14 protein-coding genes are annotated in these 16,014 nt (G+C 59.5%); 3 read left to right on the top strand and 11 right to left on the bottom strand.

Annotated features, from left to right (window positions below):
* Positions 1-47: 47 nt before the first annotated feature.
* The 4 genes from gltP to ACP7C6_RS19190 form a co-directional block, all read right to left on the bottom strand.
* Positions 48-1,379 (bottom strand): glutamate/aspartate:proton symporter GltP, encoded by a 1,332-nt coding sequence (gene gltP, locus ACP7C6_RS19205; protein WP_426109114.1) that lies wholly within the window; start codon positions 1,377-1,379, stop codon positions 48-50.
* Between the two features lie 719 nt (positions 1,380-2,098).
* A complete protein-coding gene (locus ACP7C6_RS19200; protein ID WP_426109113.1) occupies positions 2,099-2,566 on the bottom strand; it encodes an inhibitor of vertebrate lysozyme family protein in 468 nt (155 codons plus the stop codon).
* A gap of 2 nt (positions 2,567-2,568) precedes the next feature.
* On the bottom strand, positions 2,569-2,733 hold the full coding sequence (locus tag ACP7C6_RS19195) for a DUF1328 domain-containing protein (RefSeq protein WP_003170804.1): 165 nt from the start codon (positions 2,731-2,733) through the stop codon (positions 2,569-2,571).
* A 77-nt stretch (positions 2,734-2,810) separates the two neighbouring features.
* The gene (locus ACP7C6_RS19190) at positions 2,811-3,095 is read right to left on the bottom strand and encodes a hypothetical protein (protein ID WP_426109112.1); all 285 of its coding nucleotides are present in this window, start codon (positions 3,093-3,095) and stop codon (positions 2,811-2,813) included.
* A gap of 378 nt (positions 3,096-3,473) precedes the next feature.
* Here ACP7C6_RS19190 and algB point away from each other — a divergent pair, with 378 nt between their 5' ends.
* Positions 3,474-4,820, top strand: a complete 1,347-nt coding sequence (algB, locus tag ACP7C6_RS19185; RefSeq protein ID WP_016978797.1) for a sigma-54-dependent response regulator transcription factor AlgB — start codon at positions 3,474-3,476, stop codon at positions 4,818-4,820.
* 10 nt (positions 4,821-4,830) lie between these two features.
* Positions 4,831-6,618 (top strand): KinB sensor domain-containing domain, encoded by a 1,788-nt coding sequence (locus ACP7C6_RS19180; RefSeq protein ID WP_236318435.1) that lies wholly within the window; start codon positions 4,831-4,833, stop codon positions 6,616-6,618.
* Here ACP7C6_RS19180 and ACP7C6_RS19175 read toward each other — a convergent pair.
* The 6 genes from ACP7C6_RS19175 to ACP7C6_RS19150 all read right to left on the bottom strand — a co-directional run bounded on the left by ACP7C6_RS19175 (position 6,615) and on the right by ACP7C6_RS19150 (position 12,085).
* Positions 6,615-7,391, bottom strand: coding sequence for an N-acetylmuramoyl-L-alanine amidase (locus tag ACP7C6_RS19175; RefSeq protein ID WP_028618655.1), 777 nt, complete (start codon positions 7,389-7,391; stop codon positions 6,615-6,617). The genes ACP7C6_RS19180 and ACP7C6_RS19175 overlap by 4 nt on opposite strands.
* Positions 7,392-7,479: 88 nt before the next feature.
* Positions 7,480-9,528, bottom strand: a complete 2,049-nt coding sequence (locus ACP7C6_RS19170) for a diguanylate cyclase (RefSeq protein WP_426109111.1) — start codon at positions 9,526-9,528, stop codon at positions 7,480-7,482.
* The gene (locus tag ACP7C6_RS19165; RefSeq protein WP_028618653.1) at positions 9,525-10,403 is read right to left on the bottom strand and encodes an endonuclease/exonuclease/phosphatase family protein; all 879 of its coding nucleotides are present in this window, start codon (positions 10,401-10,403) and stop codon (positions 9,525-9,527) included. Before ACP7C6_RS19165 ends, ACP7C6_RS19170 begins: the two co-directional genes overlap by 4 nt.
* Positions 10,404-10,413: 10 nt before the next feature.
* The gene (dsbA, locus tag ACP7C6_RS19160) at positions 10,414-11,049 is read right to left on the bottom strand and encodes a thiol:disulfide interchange protein DsbA (protein ID WP_068937343.1); all 636 of its coding nucleotides are present in this window, start codon (positions 11,047-11,049) and stop codon (positions 10,414-10,416) included.
* Between the two features lie 168 nt (positions 11,050-11,217).
* On the bottom strand, positions 11,218-11,829 hold the full coding sequence (locus ACP7C6_RS19155) for a c-type cytochrome (RefSeq protein ID WP_426109110.1): 612 nt from the start codon (positions 11,827-11,829) through the stop codon (positions 11,218-11,220).
* Between the two features lie 34 nt (positions 11,830-11,863).
* Positions 11,864-12,085: a c-type cytochrome gene (locus ACP7C6_RS19150; protein ID WP_016978791.1), complete on the bottom strand. Its 222-nt coding sequence runs from the start codon at positions 12,083-12,085 to the stop codon at positions 11,864-11,866.
* Between the two features lie 192 nt (positions 12,086-12,277).
* Here ACP7C6_RS19150 and yihA point away from each other — a divergent pair, with 192 nt between their 5' ends.
* Positions 12,278-12,919, top strand: coding sequence for a ribosome biogenesis GTP-binding protein YihA/YsxC (gene yihA, locus ACP7C6_RS19145; RefSeq protein WP_028618652.1), 642 nt, complete (start codon positions 12,278-12,280; stop codon positions 12,917-12,919).
* Positions 12,920-13,188: 269 nt separating this feature from the next.
* On the opposite strand, the gene polA is transcribed toward yihA, so the two are convergent.
* Positions 13,189-15,966: a DNA polymerase I gene (gene polA / locus ACP7C6_RS19140; protein ID WP_426109109.1), complete on the bottom strand. Its 2,778-nt coding sequence runs from the start codon at positions 15,964-15,966 to the stop codon at positions 13,189-13,191.
* Positions 15,967-16,014: the final 48 nt, after the last annotated feature.

Here is a 16,014-nt window from a genome sequence, read left to right as displayed (position 1 = left end):
GACAAACCCCGGAATTATCCGGGGTTTGTCTTAGAGCTGTAGTGCTATCAGCTGCGGGTCGCTTGGGCGGCCGACGCGGCTTCCTTGCTGCGCCAGTGCGGCAGCGAGTTCCAGTAGCGCTCGCCCTTGGCGTCGTCGTACATACCTTCCCAACGGGAGATGACCAATACGGCCAGGGCGTTGCCGATCACGTTCAAGGCGGTACGCGCCATGTCCATGATGCGGTCGACACCGGCGATGAACGCCAGGCCTTCCAGCGGAATGCCCACGCTGCCCAGGGTCGCCAGCAGCACCACGAAGGACACGCCCGGCACACCAGCGATGCCTTTGGAGGTGACCATCAGGGTCAGGACCAGCATCAACTGCTGGCCAACCGACAGGTCGATGCCATACAGCTGGGCAATAAAGATTGCCGCGATGCTCTGGTAGAGGGTCGAACCGTCGAGGTTAAACGAGTAACCGGTCGGCACAACGAAGCTGCAGATGGCTTTCGGCGCGCCGTAGGCTTCCATCTTCTCGATCACGCGCGGCAGCACGGTTTCGGAGCTGGCGGTGGAGTAGGCCAGGACCAGCTCATCCTTGAAGATACGGATCAGCTTGAGGATCGAGAAACCAAACAGGCGAGCGATCAGGCCCAGTACTGCAAAGGCAAAGAACAGGATGGCGACGTAAACCAGGATCACCAGCTTGGCCAGCGGCAGCAAGGAGGCGAAGCCGAAGTTGGCGACGGTCACGGCGATCAGTGCGAATACGCCGATCGGGGCGTACTTCATGATCATGTGGGTGACTTTGAACATGCTCTCGGACACGCCCTGGAACATGGTCACCAGTGGCTCACGCAGCTCAGGCTTGAGGCTCGACAAGCCCAGGCCGAACAGCACCGAGAAGAAGATGATCGGCAGCATTTCGCCACGGGCAACAGCGGCGAAGATGTTCGACGGGATCAGGTTGAGGATGGTCTCGATGAACGCATGCTCATGCTGCACTTCGGCGGCGGTGGCGGTGTACTTGGAGATGTCGACGGTACCCAGGGTACTCATGTCGATGCCGGCGCCGGGGTGGAACAGGTTGGCCAGCAGCAGGCCGACCACGATGGCGATAGTGGTGACGATTTCGAAGTAAAGGATGGTTTTGACGCCGATACGCCCGAGCTTCTTCGCATCACCGACACCGGCAATGCCGACGATCAGCGAGGAGATCACAATCGGGATCACGATCATCTTGATCAGGCGGATAAAGATATCGCCCGCTGGCTGCAACACATTGCTGATCCACCAGGCCTTTTCAGCACTGAAATGGTTGAGCACTGCACCGATTGCGATCCCCAGCACCAAACCGATGAGGATCTGCCAGGCGAGGCTTAGCTTTGCCTTCTTCATGTCATTACCCTTACTTCAAGTGAACTTAAGGCAAATGCGCCAGCTGCAACGCTCGAGAGCGAAAAAGTGTGTGCATCTGCCTCCATGGAAGGTCACCGCAGCGTGGCCGAAATGGCTTACTGGCAGGCGAAAAAAGGCGCAACTATTCCCATGCAAGGGAGCGACGTCTAATGCCGTAAACGCCTACCCTATGCCGAATCGGCATGGCTTTTTTTCATAATAACTGTCCGAACGGTCAGTTCAAATGTGACATTTTGTCCGACATACATGCCGTGAACCGGCCAAACCCGGCTCGCTCAGAGAATTAGGACGTCTTTCAAGCGCCGGCAGAAATGTCTGGGAATTCCGTCGTTTAGTGTCGGAAATGTCCTATGGGCACCCTCAAATTTTATCGATAGATGGTCGACCGGACATACCAAGAAATGGTTCTGAACAAGCAGAAGGGAAATATTCGACTAAGGAGGGCATAACAAAAGAGAAATAAGCCCGCCGCAAGTTCAGCAAGCCGTGAGCTTGTGAACCTGCGTCGCAGCTTTTCGCCTGACCCGGCCCTTGCGCAGGCACTCCCTGTGCCCGTAGGTCACGCCGATCCCGATTGATCAGAGCAACCCGACCCCTTGGTCATGCACCGCCCTTTGCGAGCGATGCAAACAGAAAGAAGCGAGAGGCTTCTTTCTATGGACGCAGGCTTCGCAGACGACAGACGCGTCAGACGGAACCTAATACCAATTCGGATCTTTCTTCAGCTGCTCCATGAGCAACTTCTGCATGCCGTCATCCGGCTTACCGATAAAACGGTAATCGGCATGCCGCGTCGGGGATTTGTCCGCCGGAAGACCGGCCGGGACTTCCACCAACATGGCGTAGGCATCTTCCTTGTCGAGGCTGAAGGCAACGATCAGGCGTTTGTTCAGGCACGTGTCAGCGGTTTCGCATAGCGGCCCGACCAAGTACTTGTCGCCATCTTCTTCCACGGCATTCATTTGTTCGGCCGTACCCGACAGGTTCATCACCCATTCCGGCAGCCGTTCTTCTTTCTTCACCACGCCTTGCCAGGTTTCGCGGTATTGCGGGTCCGCACTGAGCAATTCGTTGGCCCGGGATTGGCCGTCATTGGCGGCCATCGCCAAGCCGCTGCCGCCCAGGAGCAGGGCGGCAGCAATAGCTTTAAGGGACAAAGTCGTCATGTTCAGCCTCGGCCGCGACGACCAAAGAAGAAGGAAGCGATGAACATCACCAGGAAGACCACAAACAGAATTTTTGCGATACCCGTGGCGGTGCCCGCGATACCACCGAAGCCCAGGACTGCAGCCACAATGGCGATGATCAGAAACGTGATTGCCCAACTCAACATGGTGATTCTCCTTACGCTTTTATAGGGGTAACAGCGGTAGTGCCGTGCAGCCGCTCAATACAAGCGGCTGTTGGTGCCTAAAACACCCAACGCTCCTGGGATGGCAGTTCACTCAGGGCAGACTCCTGATCAACCATCCGCAATTGCGGGGCTGTTGCATCGGCAGCAACACTGCCAACGGAACGGAAATGGGTTTGGGTCATGGCCGGACGTTCAAACTGGGGGATCTGCTGCTGACTCTGCTGCCAATATTGCAACTGCTGGCCGCCAATCAGCGTGACCATCAGGGCCAGGCTGGCAAACAGGCCTTGTTGCAAGCGCAGTGGCGATACACGCAATTGGCTGAGGCTTTGGCGAGTCATGCTGCTGTTCTCCCGCATTTTGATTATTCGTTGGGAGAGGTATTGCAGAGTGCATGCCAGCTTTTTTACAAAATAAAACTCAATAAAATCAATGAGTTGAATATTGACGATTGGGTTGCCCCCCAGCGTCCTGCACGATGCCCGTCTGGGCGCCGTGCGAAATGCACGATGGCCAGCGGTCGGATCAATGGATAGAACACGGAATGAGTGCTGCCGAAGTGGCAAGACGGCATGAAAACGCCATCAGCCGGGGCTTTGTAGGCAACGATGCAGATAGCTGCACGACGCTGCCTTTTATCGATCAGAATAAACCATGCAACTTGCCCGATTATTCCGGGACTAAACACCATCATTCATAGTTTAAGGAGCGCGGGACAGATGGAATCAGCCAAGGAACTTCAAGGCCGTATTCTTTTAGTGGATGACGAATCCGCGATCCTCCGCACCTTCCGTTATTGCCTGGAAGATGAAGGCTACACCGTAGCCACCGCGAACAGCGCCGCTCAGGCCGATGCCTTGATGCAGCGCCAGGTGTTCGACTTATGCTTCCTCGATCTGCGCCTGGGCGAGGACAATGGCCTGGATGTACTGGCCCAGATGCGCATTCAGGCGCCGTGGATGCGTGTTGTGATTGTGACCGCCCACTCTGCAGTCGATACCGCCGTTGATGCGATCCAGGCCGGCGCTGCCGATTATCTGGTCAAGCCTTGCAGCCCTGATCAACTGCGCCTCGCCACCGCCAAGCAGTTGGAAGTACGCCAACTCTCCGCACGCCTCGAAGCCCTTGAAGGCGAAGTGCGCCAGCCGAAAGACGGCCTCGATTCCCACAGCCCTGCAATGATGGTGGTACTGGAAACCGCGCGCCAAGTGGCCGGCACCGATGCCAACATTCTGATCCTGGGCGAATCCGGTACCGGTAAAGGCGAACTCGCCCGCGCCATACACGGCTGGAGCAAGCGCTCGAAAAAATCCTGCGTCACCATCAACTGCCCGTCGCTGACCGCAGAACTGATGGAAAGCGAGTTGTTTGGTCATAGCCGCGGTGCGTTTACCGGCGCCAGCGAAAGTACCTTGGGCCGCGTTAACCAAGCGGACGGCGGCACGCTGTTTCTCGATGAGATCGGCGACTTTCCCCTCACATTGCAACCCAAGTTGCTGCGCTTTATTCAGGATAAGGAATACGAGCGGGTGGGCGATCCGGTCACTCGCCGTGCTGACGTGCGTATCCTGGCAGCCACCAACCTGAATCTGGAAGACATGGTCCGCGACGGCCGCTTCCGCGAAGACTTGTTGTACCGCCTCAATGTCATCACCTTGCACTTGCCGCCGCTGCGCGAGCGCAGTGAGGACATCCTGACCCTGGCCGATCGCTTCCTGGCGCGCTTCGTCAAGGAATACGCCCGACCGGCGCGTGGCTTCAGCGATGAAGCGCGCGAAGCACTGCTCAACTACCGCTGGCCGGGCAATATCCGCGAACTGCGCAACGTGGTGGAGCGCGCCAGTATTATCTGCCCGCAAGAGAAGGTGGAAATCACCCATCTGGGCATGGCCGAACAACCCGGAAACAACGCCCCACGCATTGGCGCGGCGCTCAGCCTGGATCAGTTGGAAAAAGCCCATATCGGCGCCGTGCTCGCCACTAGCGACACCTTGGACCAGGCGGCTCGCACCCTGGGTATCGACGCGTCGACCCTGTACCGCAAACGCAAACAGTACAACCTGTGAGCTGTACCCTATGAAGTTAGCGATGAAGCTGCGCACTCGGTTATTCCTGAGCATCTCAGCGCTGATCACCGTTGCCCTGTTGGGCTTGATCCTGGGCCTGGTGAGCGTCATGCAAATGGCCAAGACCCAGGAGTCCCTGATTCGCAGCAACTTCATCACCCTGGACCTGGGCCTCAAGCTGCGCCAAAGCCTGGGTGATCAGTTGATCATGATGCTGGAGGAGCGCCCCGACCCTGAGGCACTGCAAGCCTCCAAGCAACGCTACTTCGACCTGCTGGACCAGGGCATCGCCCATGAGCAGCGCGACAATCGCGGGACTGGGTTCAGTAAGGCCCGAGGCCAGTATCAGGATCTGCTGGACGCCTTTGACGAATCCCAGCAACCGACGCCTCCTCCAGGCTCCAAGGAAAAGCTCACCGAAACCTTCAATAAGTTGCGCAACGGCCTGATCAACGAACACAAGCAGGCGTTGGAGAACATCAGCAACAGCGAGCACAAATCACGTGAGCGCGCGTTGCTGATCGCCGGCTTGCTGGGCTTGGTGGGGCTTGCAGTGCTGATCATCGGGTTTGTGACCGCCCATGGCATTGCCCGGCGCTTCGGCGGGCCGATCGAAGCTCTGGCCAAAGCCGCCGACAAGATCGGCCAGGGCGATTTCGAGGTCACGCTGCCGATCTCATCCGCAGCAGAAATGAACCAGCTGACACGCCGCTTCGGCATCATGGCCGAAGCGTTGCGCCAGCATCAGGCAACCAATGTCGATGAGTTGCTGGCCGGCCAACAACGTCTGCAAGCTGTACTTGACAGCATCGACGATGGCCTGCTGATGATTGACCGCCAAGGCCGTCTGGAACACCTCAACCCCGTGGCCCAGCGTCAATTGGGCTGGGACGAGGAACGCCTCGGTCAAGGTCTTGGCGAAGCACTGGCACGCCCCGAGCTGGATGAGCAACTGCAACTGGTACTGCGCGGCGGCAACCTGGAGCGGGCACCGGACGATTTGGAAGTGGAAGTGGAAGGCGAGCTGCGCCTGCTGACGTACAGCCTGACCCCGGTGAGCCATACCCAGGGGCATATCCTCGGCGCAGTGATGGTGCTGCACGACGTCACCGAACAACGCGCCTTCGAACGGGTACGCAGCGAGTTCGTATTACGCGCCTCCCATGAGCTGCGTACGCCGGTGACCGGCATGCACATGGCATTCGGGCTGTTTCGCGAGCGTGCGAAGTTCCCGGCCGAGTCCCGTGAAGCGGACTTGCTGGATACGGTCAATGAAGAAATGCAGCGCCTGATGCAGTTGATCAATGATCTGCTGAATTTCTCGCGCTACCAGAACGGTCTGCAGAAGCTAACGCTGGGGCCGTGCGATGTGACTGACCTGCTGGAGCACGCCCGTGCACGCTTCGTAGAGCCGGCCAATGCTCAGAACATCGAATTGCTGGTGGAAGCTCAATCCGACCTGCCTCGGTTGTATGCAGACCAGGCACAGCTTGAGCGGGTGTTGGACAACCTACTGGGCAACGCCCTGCGCCACACGGCGGCGGGTGGGCAGATTCGCCTGCAGGCGCGCCGTCATGGTGAGCGAGTGATTGTCAGCGTCGAGGACAACGGCGAAGGCATCGCTTATGGGCAGCAGGGACGGATCTTCGAACCCTTTGTCCAAGTGGGCCGCAAGAAAGGCGGCGCCGGCCTGGGCCTGGCGCTTTGCAAGGAAATCGTGCAACTGCACGGCGGCCGCATGGGCGTGTATTCGCGGCCGGGGCAGGGCACTCAGTTTTATATGGCGTTGCCGCTTTAGGTTCGATTCAACGCGCGCAGGATTGCGGCACTCTCCGCATCCGGTGTGCCGTCAAACAGCGACGGCCGGAAATGCATCTGGAACGCCGCAATGACATGGCGCGTGGCGACATCCAGCTCCCCGGTCTGAGGCGTCTGGTAACCCAAACGGGCCAATTCTTCCTGGAACCAGGTAATGCTCGGTAGCTCCGCCGCGTATTGCATCTGGAACCGCGCAACAGCCTGGGCATTCGGCCACACGCCCAACCCTTCATCGGCCAGGCGTTTCCAAGGGAACAATGGGCCCGGGTCCAGCTTGCGCAACGGTGCGATGTCACTGTGGCCAATGATGTTCTTGGGGTCGATGCCGTTGCGCTTGCTGATGTCCTTGAGCAATACCACCAGGGATTTAACCTGCGCTTCGGAGTACGGGTACCACAAGCGGCCGGTCGGGGTGTCCTTGTAGCCAGGGTTCACGATCTCGATACCGATGGAGCTGGAGTTGAGCCAGGTGCGGCCCATCCATTCGCTTTCGCCGGCATGCCAGGCGCGCTGGCTTTCATCCACCAGCTTGTAGATGGTGCCGGAGGCGTCGTCGCCGATCAGGTAATGGCTGCTGACCTGGCCGTGCGTAAGCAATGCCAGGGAGCGTTCAAGGTTGGTGGAGGTGTAGTGGACAATCACGAACTGCACGCGGTTGTCGTGGTTCACCGAAGGATGGCTGGTGTCCAGGCGCGGGCCGCTGGCACAACCTGCGAGCAGAAGAAATACAAAGGCGAAGTACAAAGATTTCATGGCGGAAGACATTACACTGAAGACGATAATGCAACAGTGTAACGTACCCTTTGTGACCCCACCGTCAAATTACAAAATGGAACATCTTTTAGGCGGCCTGCACCTGGTTCCGTCCCGCCGCCTTGGCCCGGTACAGCGCCTCATCGGCACGTTTGAGCGCCAGGTCACTGCGCTCTCCCGGCTGGAACTGCGCTACCCCCATTGAAACGGTGATAGTCACCGGTTCGCCCTTGAAGTGAAAAGGGCACGCTTCAATCGCTGCGCGCAACACTTCGCCCGCCGCCAGCGCATCCGACAGAGATGAGTTTGGCATCAGCAACACAAACTCTTCCCCGCCAAAACGCGCGATAAAGTCGCTCGGACGCAGGCGCTTGCGCAGCACGTTGGCGATGATCTTCAGTACCTTATCGCCGGCCAAATGGCCGTAACCATCGTTGATGCGCTTGAAATGATCCAGGTCCAGCATCGCCAGCGACAGGTTGTTGCCGCGCTGATGCCAGGTGTTGACCTCCTGATCCAGGCGTTCACTCCAGGCCGCGCGGTTGGGCAGCCCGGTGAGCGGATCGATCAGGGCCTTCTGGCGCTGCACCTCCAGGTGATCGCGGTAGCCCTGGGCTTCCTGCTCCATATTGGCAACACGCTCGGCCAAGCCTTTCAGACGCGCTGCCGTTTCCTGCTCGCGCTGGTCACGCTGCTGCTGGTGCTCATCCATTGTGCCCAGCAGGCCTTCGAGGTGGCTTTCCAGCACGTGCTTGAGGCTGTCCAGGTCGGCAGCTTCCTGCACGCTGCTTTGCAGGCCATCGACCTGTTCGCGGATCTGCGTGTCCAGCTCGCGGGCGGCAGAACGGCTGTCGGCGTGTCCGTCGCTGGCGACCTGCAAGTGCCCCTGAAAGGCTTCAAGCCGCTCGTTGAGCTGCTTGAGATATGCCTCGAACTCATGCTGACCACTGTCGGTGATCGCCAGCATCAATACGGCCAGGTCGTCGAGGATCGGCAGCAGTTCGTACCAGTTCAGACCGTGGGCCAGGCGCTCGCGCATGGCTTCGGCCTGGGGACGGTGGCGCTCGGGCAGCGAGAGTTCCTCCAGCAAGCCGAGCAGGGTGTCCTCGATGTGCTTGGCCACGGAGCTGTAGGACGGTTCCGGCGAGTCGGGCAAGGCATAGGCGCCATCCGCTTGCAGCTCGTCGGGATCTGGCTCTTCGACCTCCAGCACCGGAGGCAGCGACAGACTACCGATGACGGTCTCATCCGGCGCTTCGACCTGAACCTCAGGCGTTTCAATGAAGGCGGCGAGCGCGCTTTCCGGCGCAGGCTCTTCGACTTGAGCCTCGGGCTCGACCCGCGCTACTGGCGTTTCAATGGGTGCGGCTTGAGGCGGGGCCTCGTAGACGAAGGTTTCGCTGGAGGGCTCGGCCAGCTTGGCGGGCGCTACGGGCTCACTGACAGGGGCAAGCGTTTCTTGAGGCTGCGGCGCAAAGGCGCGCAACGCTTGCGTCAGTTCCTCGGATTGCTCGGGCGGCTGTGGCTCGGCATCCGCAGGCTTGGCTACCGCAGGCTGCGGGGCCGGGCGGGGCGTCGGTTCATTTTCCACCGCCTCGTTCACGACTTCTTTGGAGCCAAACAAGCGCTGCAAAAGCCCTGGCCCCTGACGCGGGGTTTCGCCGTCCGGCTCCAGGTTGTTCAACGCCTGGCCTTGCAGGCCACTCAATTCGCTGAGCAGCAAGGGAATCTCGCGCGCCTGGCTGACTCGGCCGTCTAGCTGCTTGGCGAACGTCTTCAGTGGACGGGCCACTTCACGCGGTAGCGGCAGCTTTTGCAGTTGCGTGACCAGGGACGTCAGCGCCGTGCTGATCTGGTCCACCCGGGTTTCACGGCGCTGTTCCGAATCCAGCACGGCCTTTTCCAGGCGCGGCAGCAAGGCGGCAAGGGCGGCGTCCATATCATCGGTGCGGACAACGTCGCGCATTTCTTTCATGCATTGATCGACCGCGCGGTCGGTGCCCTCAGCGGCCAGGGTGCTGCGCACCAGCCCACGGCGCAGCAGGTCGAGGCGGGCCGCCCAACGGCGTTCGAGCTTTTCTTGTTGCTCGATGCTTTTAAGGTATTTTTCTTTCCAGCGCTGGGCGTCGTCGCTCATGCAAGAGGTCCGCGAGGGCCGGAACTCAACGCGGGCAACGCATCAGCCGTGAGCGACCCCGGCAGACGAATCTCTACCGCGACCGGCAGGTGATCGGAGATGGGCTGCGCCAGCACCTGCACACTTTCAAGTGTGAGGGTAGGACTGAGCAGGATATGGTCAAGACAGCGTTGCGGGCGCCAGCTGGGGAACGTGGCTTCGGCTTGTGGCGCCAGTAGCCCGAGGTCGCGCAACGGAGAATTCTGCAACAGATCGCTGGCGTGGGTGTTCATGTCCCCCATCAGCACCTGATGTTTGTAATTGCCGATCAGCTCTCGGATGTAGGCCAGTTGCAGGGTGCGGGTGCGGGCACCCAGCGCCAGGTGCATCATCACCACCACCAAGGCTTCCGGGCCTTCGCCAAACCGTACGAGGATCGCGCCCCGGCCCTTGGGGCCTGGCAGCGGGTGATCTTCGATGGCGGAGGGTTTCAAGCGGCTGAGCACGCCATTGCTGTGCTGCGCCAGGCGCCCGAGGTTGCGATTGAGTTGCTGGTACCAGTAGGGAAAGGCACCCAGCTGGGCCAGGTGTTCGACCTGGTTGATGTAACCGGAGCGCATGCTGCCGCCGTCGGCTTCCTGCAGGGCAACCAGGTCGAAGTCGCTCAACAGGTTGCCGATCTTCTGCAGGTTGCCAGCTCGACCGTTGTGGGGCAGCAGGTGCTGCCAGCCACGGGTGAGGTAATGCCGGTACTTCTCGGTACTGATACCCACCTGGATATTGAAGCTCAGCAGACGCAGGCGGCTGTCTGCCGGCAGGCCTGTGGATTCCAGGTGATGTTCGTTGACCTGCGGGTCATGCAGGCCAACCACACGTTCGGTACCCCAGCGACGCATGACAGGCCCCTTACTTGGCTGCGCGCTCTTTGGCGATCAGCTGGTCGGCAACATTGAGGGTCTGCTCAGGACCACCGGAGGTGCCCAGGTCGAAACGGTATTTGCCGTTGACGATCATGGTCGGAACGCCTTGCACGCCGTACTTCTGCGCCAGCTCTTTGGCCTGTTTGATCTGGCCCTGGATGGCGAAGGAGTTGAAGGTGGCCACGAACTTTTCCTTGTCGACACCTTGGGTGGCCACGAAGTCAGCCATTTCGTCTGGCTTGGTCAGGCGCTTGCCCTGTTTCTGAATCGCATCGAATACTGCGTTGTGGACCTTGTGCTCCACACCCATGGCTTCCAGGGTCAGGAACAGCTGGCCGTGGGCATCCCATGGGCCGCCGAACATGGCGGGGATGCGTCTGAAGTTGACGTCCTTAGGCAGTTTCTCAACCCATGGGTTGATGGTCGGCTCAAAGGCATAGCAATGCGGGCAGCCGTACCAGAACAGCTCCACTACTTCGATCTTGCCGGGCTCCGAAACCGGAACCGGGTTAGCCAATTCAACATAGGTTTTACCGGCTTCAAGCGGCACGTCGGCAGCTTGTGCGGTCATGCCGAAGAGGCTGGCAGTGACGAGAGCGGCGCTGAGGATCAGATTACGCATGCTTTACTCCTGGACAAATAAAGTCGCCTCACGCGACCTTTGTTGTGACAGGTCTACGCGGGCATGAGTTCGTTAGTGTAACGGTAGCGGCCACAAAAAAGGGCAGCCTAAGCCACCCTTTTTATGCTTGCATCGATGGATTAATCGAGCGTTAACGTAGTGTGCATCTCAGTGCAGGCCCTGGATGTAGCTGGAGACCGCCGCGATGTCTTCATCACTCAGCTTGCGAGCAATGGTGCGCATGATTGCCGCGTCGCCATCGTTGGCACGCCCGGCCTCTTCCTTGCGGAAATCGGACAACTGCTTGGCGATATAGGTGGCGTGCTGGCCGCTCAGGTGCGGGAAGCCGGCGGCGGCGATGCCCGCGCCATTGGGCGAGTGGCAACCGGTGCAGGCAGGCAGGCCTTTTTCCAGGTCACCGCCACGGAACAGTTTCTCGCCACGGGCGACCAATTTCGGATCAGCAGCTCCCACGCTGCCCTTCTGGCTGGCAAAATACGCCGCGATGTCTGCTAGGTCCTGATCGCTGAGGTTGGTCAACAAGCCGGTCATTTCCAGGACCGTGCGCTTGCCGGACTTGATATCCTGCATCTGCTTGGTCAGGTAACGTTCGCCCTGGCCGGCCAGTTTGGGGAAGTTCGGCGCCGGGCTGTTACCATCCGGTCCATGGCAAGCACCACATACGGCGGCTTTCGCCTGGCCCGCTGTAGCGTCGCCTGCAGCATGGGCAACACCGGTGATGCCCAAGGTCAACAGCAGACTCACGATCAGTTTGTTCATCAGCTAATCCAACTACGGCTAAGGGGTTTAAGAGTTATCTACCGGGTTTACTCACCATCAATTGAATGACGGCCTGGTAATCCTCAGTACTGCAGTCCATGCACAAACCACGCGGCGGCATTGCCTTGAAACCCTGGGTCACGTGCTGCACCAGCGTGTCCACGCACACTCGGTTGTACACCGCTTCCGGATCCTGTGTAGCCTGAGCGCCGTAAAGCGGGACCAGGACACCGATAGCGAGCAACCACTTGGTCATACGTCGACCATTTCAGGGTTTGAGAGCGTTTTGCGTTCTAATGCGCAATAAAGGTCTATCGCTCCCGTGAACTTCATCCTTCGCTGGGACAAAGCACACACAAAATCTGCGGCATTATATACTGGCGCTACTGAAACGGAAACGACACCGCTTGCCGCACCCTTTTTCGGCACCGCCCACATCGGAAATCTCATGCAACTCAAGAATCCCATCCTCGGTCTGTGCCAACAGTCCACGTTCATGCTCAGCGCCGCCAAAGTTGACCAATGCCCCGATGACGAAGGCTTTGAAGTCGCCTTTGCCGGCCGCTCCAACGCTGGCAAGTCCAGCGCGCTGAACACCCTGACCCACGCCAGCCTGGCACGCACCTCGAAAACCCCGGGCCGCACGCAACTCCTCAATTTCTTCAAGCTAGACGATGATCGGCGTCTGGTCGACCTGCCGGGCTACGGATACGCAAAAGTACCTATCCCGTTGAAGCTGCACTGGCAGCGTCACCTGGAGGCTTACCTGGGTGGCCGCGAGAGTTTGAAGGGTTTGATTCTGATGATGGACATCCGCCATCCGATGACCGACTTCGACCTGTTGATGCTCGACTGGGCCGTCGCCAGCGGCATGCCGATGCACATCCTGCTGACCAAGGCCGACAAGCTGACCTACGGCGCAGCCAAGAACACCCTGCTCAAAGTGCAGTCCGACATCCGTAAAGGTTGGGGTGATGCGATCACTATCCAGCTGTTCTCGGCGCCCAAACGCATGGGCCTGGAAGAGGCTTACACGGTGCTGGCAGGCTGGATGGAATTGGCAGACAAGGGCGCAGAACTGGCCGAGTAACTTTTCTGCAGGCAAAAAAAACCCCGGACTTCTTATGGGGAGGGGAAGTTCGGGGTTCAAGTTCCGGACCGCTAGGGCGGGGTCCAGATATCTGCCAACACTTAACACAACATAGGAGCATTGAAGGGCTTCACCACCCATTCAGTAACTCTGAGTAGCAGTTCACGGGTTAAGTTCCGGCAGGTTCGAAAAACTATTTGAAATAACCGACGGCGATTTCCGGACTAAAGCACTCTGCCAGCACGCAAGGTGATGGCAGAGTCCCAGACTCAGTGCGCTTCGTCCCAGTTGTTGCCCACGCCCACTTCCACCAGCAGCGGTACATCCAACTGCGCGGCAGCGCTCATATGCTCGCGAATCTTCTCGCTGACCTGCGCTACCAGATCCTCACGCACCTCCAGCACCAGTTCATCGTGCACCTGCAGGATCACCTTGGCATCCAAGCCTGAGTCGGTCAGCCAATTGTCCACCCGCACCATGGCTTTCTTGATGATGTCCGCCGCTGTGCCCTGCATCGGCGCATTGATCGCGGTACGTTCTGCCGCTGCGCGCTCTTGGGGCTTATTGGAGTTGATGTCCGGCAAGTACAGGCGGCGGCCGAAGAACGTCTCGACATAACCCTGATCAGCCGCCTGGGCGCGGGTGCGCTCCATGTACTCGCGAACCCCGGGATAACGGGCGAAATACACATCGATATACGCCTTGGCCGTCTTGGTATCGACGCCAATGTCCTTGCCCAGCTTCTGCGCACCCATGCCATAGATCAGGCCGAAGTTGATCGCCTTGGCGCTGCGGCGTTGATCCGAAGTGACCTCGCCCAGTTCAACCTTGAACACTTCTGCCGCCGTGGCGGTGTGCACGTCCAGGTTGTCGCGGAAGGCGTTCATCAGGCCTTCGTCCTTGGACAGGTGCGCCATGATCCGCAGTTCGATCTGCGAGTAGTCCGCCGCCAACATTTTGTAGCCCTTGGGCGCGACGAACGCCTGGCGGATCCGCCGCCCTTCGGCGGTACGCACCGGGATGTTCTGCAGGTTCGGATCACTGGAGGACAACCGCCCGGTCGCCGCCACCGCCTGGTGATAGGACGTGTGGATGCGCCCGGTGCGCGGGTTGATCTGCTCCGGCAGGCGATCGGTGTAGGTACTTTTCAGCTTGCTCATGCTGCGGTACTGCATCAGCACCTTGGGCAGCGGGTAGTCATCTTCGGCCAGCTTGGCCAGCACTTCTTCAGCCGTGGATGCTTGGCCCTTGCCGGTTTTTTTCAGTACCGGCAGGCCGAGTTTCTCGTAAAGGATCGCGCCGAGCTGTTTGGGCGAGCCCAGGTTGAACTCCTCGCCAGCGATCTCGAACGCCTGGCGCTCCAGTTCGACCATCTTGTTGCCCAACTCGATGCTCTGGATGCCCAGCAAATCCTTGTCGACCAGCGCGCCTTGGCGCTCGATACGGGCCAGCACCGGCACCAACGGGATTTCGATATCCGTGAGCACACTCGCCAGGCTTGGGATGGCGGCCAGTTGCGCAAACAACGCCTGATGCAGGCGCAAGGTGATATCGGCGTCTTCTGCCGCATACGGGCCAGCCTGCTCCAGCGCGATCTGGTCGAACGTCAGCTGCTTGGCGCCTTTGCCGGCGATGTCCTGGAAAGCGACAGTGTCGTAGTCCAAGTACTTCTTGGCCAGGCTGTCCATGTCGTGGCGGGTGGCCGTGGAATTGAGCACATAGGATTCGAGCATGGTGTCGAAGGCGATGCCGCGTACGGTTATGCCGTGCGCCGGGTCGCCACCGATGGCGCAGTTGGCCAGGATGTTCATGTCGAACTTGGCATGCTGGCCGACCTTGAGCTTGGTCGGGTCTTCCAGCAGCGGCTTGAGGGCCAGCAGTACGGTGTCGCGATCCAACTGCTCCGGCGCGCCAATGTAGGAATGGGTCAGCGGGATATAGGCCGCTTCGTGGGGCTGGACGGCGAAGGACACGCCGACCAACTGCGCCTGTTGGGCGTCGATACCGGTGGTTTCGGTGTCGAAAGCGAACAACTTCGCGTCGTTGAGCTTTTTCAGCCAGACATCGAAGGTCGCCTGGTCGAGGATAGTGGTGTAGCTCGCCTCTGTCGGCGCCACTGCCTCAACGATTTCCTCAGCAACAGGTGCCGCCTTGAGCTCCACACGCTTGGCGTCGCGCTGGATTTCATCAAACCAGCTCTTGAACTCCAGCAGCGTATACAGCTCCAGCAGCTTCTCGCGATCCGGCTCGATCAGGTGCAAGTCATCCAGGCCCACATCCAGCGGCACATCACACTTGATCGTCGCCAACTGGTAGGAAAGAAACGCACTCTCGCGATGTTCTTCCAGCTTGGCCGGCAGCGTCTTGGCGCCACGGATAGGCAGGGTCGGCACGATATCCAGCTGTTCATAAAGCTCTTTGATGCCACCGTTCACACCGACGAGCAAGCCGGAAGCAGTCTTGGGACCAATGCCCGGAACGCCTGGAATGTTGTCGGACGAATCCCCCATCAGCGCCAGGTAGTCGATGATCTGCTCCGGAGCGACGCCGAATTTCTCCTTTACGCCGTCGATATCCATCGAACTACCGGTCATGGTGTTGACCAAGGTAATGTGCCCGTCGACCAACTGCGCCATGTCCTTGTCACCGGTCGAGATCACCACCGGGCGGTTGGCAGCCGCGCTGCTGCGCGCCAGGGTGCCAATCACGTCATCGGCTTCGACGCCTTCGACGCAGAGCAACGGGAAACCCAGGGCGATCACGCTCTGGTGCAGGGGCTCGATCTGCAGGCGCATGTCATCGGGCATGCTCGGGCGGTTGGCCTTGTATTCGGCGTACATGTCATCGCGAAAGGTCCCACCCTTTGCGTCAAAAACCACCGCGAACGGGCTGCCCGGATACTGCTTGCGCAGGCTCTTGAGCATGTTCAACACGCCCTTGACCGCACCGGTGGGCAGGCCTTTGGAGGTGGTCAGCGGTGGCAACGCGTGGAACGCGCGGTACAAATAAGAAGAACCGTCCACCAGGACGAGGGGTGCTTGGCTCATGAGCAGAATCAACCTTTTCGGCGGGTCAGGCGCTAGAATAGCCGGACC

The sequence above is a fragment of the Pseudomonas sp. TWR1-1-4 genome (assembly GCF_049897165.1).
Lineage (GTDB): Bacteria > Pseudomonadota > Gammaproteobacteria > Pseudomonadales > Pseudomonadaceae > Aquipseudomonas > Aquipseudomonas canadensis.
The sequence above is the reverse complement of the archived record's forward strand: the minus strand, read 5'-3'. Positions and strand labels throughout refer to the sequence as shown.

Bases quoted from the DNA above. Each gene is read 5' to 3' on its own strand.
- gltP (WP_426109114.1), bottom strand. From the start codon at position 1,379: ATGAAGAAGGCAAAGCTAAGCCTCGCCTGGCAGATCCTCATCGGTTTG.
- ACP7C6_RS19200 (WP_426109113.1), bottom strand. From the start codon at position 2,566: ATGACGACTTTGTCCCTTAAAGCTATTGCTGCCGCCCTGCTCCTGGGC.
- ACP7C6_RS19195 (WP_003170804.1), bottom strand. From the start codon at position 2,733: ATGTTGAGTTGGGCAATCACGTTTCTGATCATCGCCATTGTGGCTGCA.
- ACP7C6_RS19190 (WP_426109112.1), bottom strand. From the start codon at position 3,095: ATGACTCGCCAAAGCCTCAGCCAATTGCGTGTATCGCCACTGCGCTTG.
- algB (WP_016978797.1), top strand. From the start codon at position 3,474: ATGGAATCAGCCAAGGAACTTCAAGGCCGTATTCTTTTAGTGGATGAC.
- ACP7C6_RS19180 (WP_236318435.1), top strand. From the start codon at position 4,831: ATGAAGTTAGCGATGAAGCTGCGCACTCGGTTATTCCTGAGCATCTCA.
- ACP7C6_RS19175 (WP_028618655.1), bottom strand. From the start codon at position 7,391: ATGAAATCTTTGTACTTCGCCTTTGTATTTCTTCTGCTCGCAGGTTGT.
- ACP7C6_RS19170 (WP_426109111.1), bottom strand. From the start codon at position 9,528: ATGAGCGACGACGCCCAGCGCTGGAAAGAAAAATACCTTAAAAGCATC.
- ACP7C6_RS19165 (WP_028618653.1), bottom strand. From the start codon at position 10,403: ATGCGTCGCTGGGGTACCGAACGTGTGGTTGGCCTGCATGACCCGCAG.
- dsbA (WP_068937343.1), bottom strand. From the start codon at position 11,049: ATGCGTAATCTGATCCTCAGCGCCGCTCTCGTCACTGCCAGCCTCTTC.
- ACP7C6_RS19155 (WP_426109110.1), bottom strand. From the start codon at position 11,829: ATGAACAAACTGATCGTGAGTCTGCTGTTGACCTTGGGCATCACCGGT.
- ACP7C6_RS19150 (WP_016978791.1), bottom strand. From the start codon at position 12,085: ATGACCAAGTGGTTGCTCGCTATCGGTGTCCTGGTCCCGCTTTACGGC.
- yihA (WP_028618652.1), top strand. From the start codon at position 12,278: ATGCAACTCAAGAATCCCATCCTCGGTCTGTGCCAACAGTCCACGTTC.
- polA (WP_426109109.1), bottom strand. From the start codon at position 15,966: ATGAGCCAAGCACCCCTCGTCCTGGTGGACGGTTCTTCTTATTTGTAC.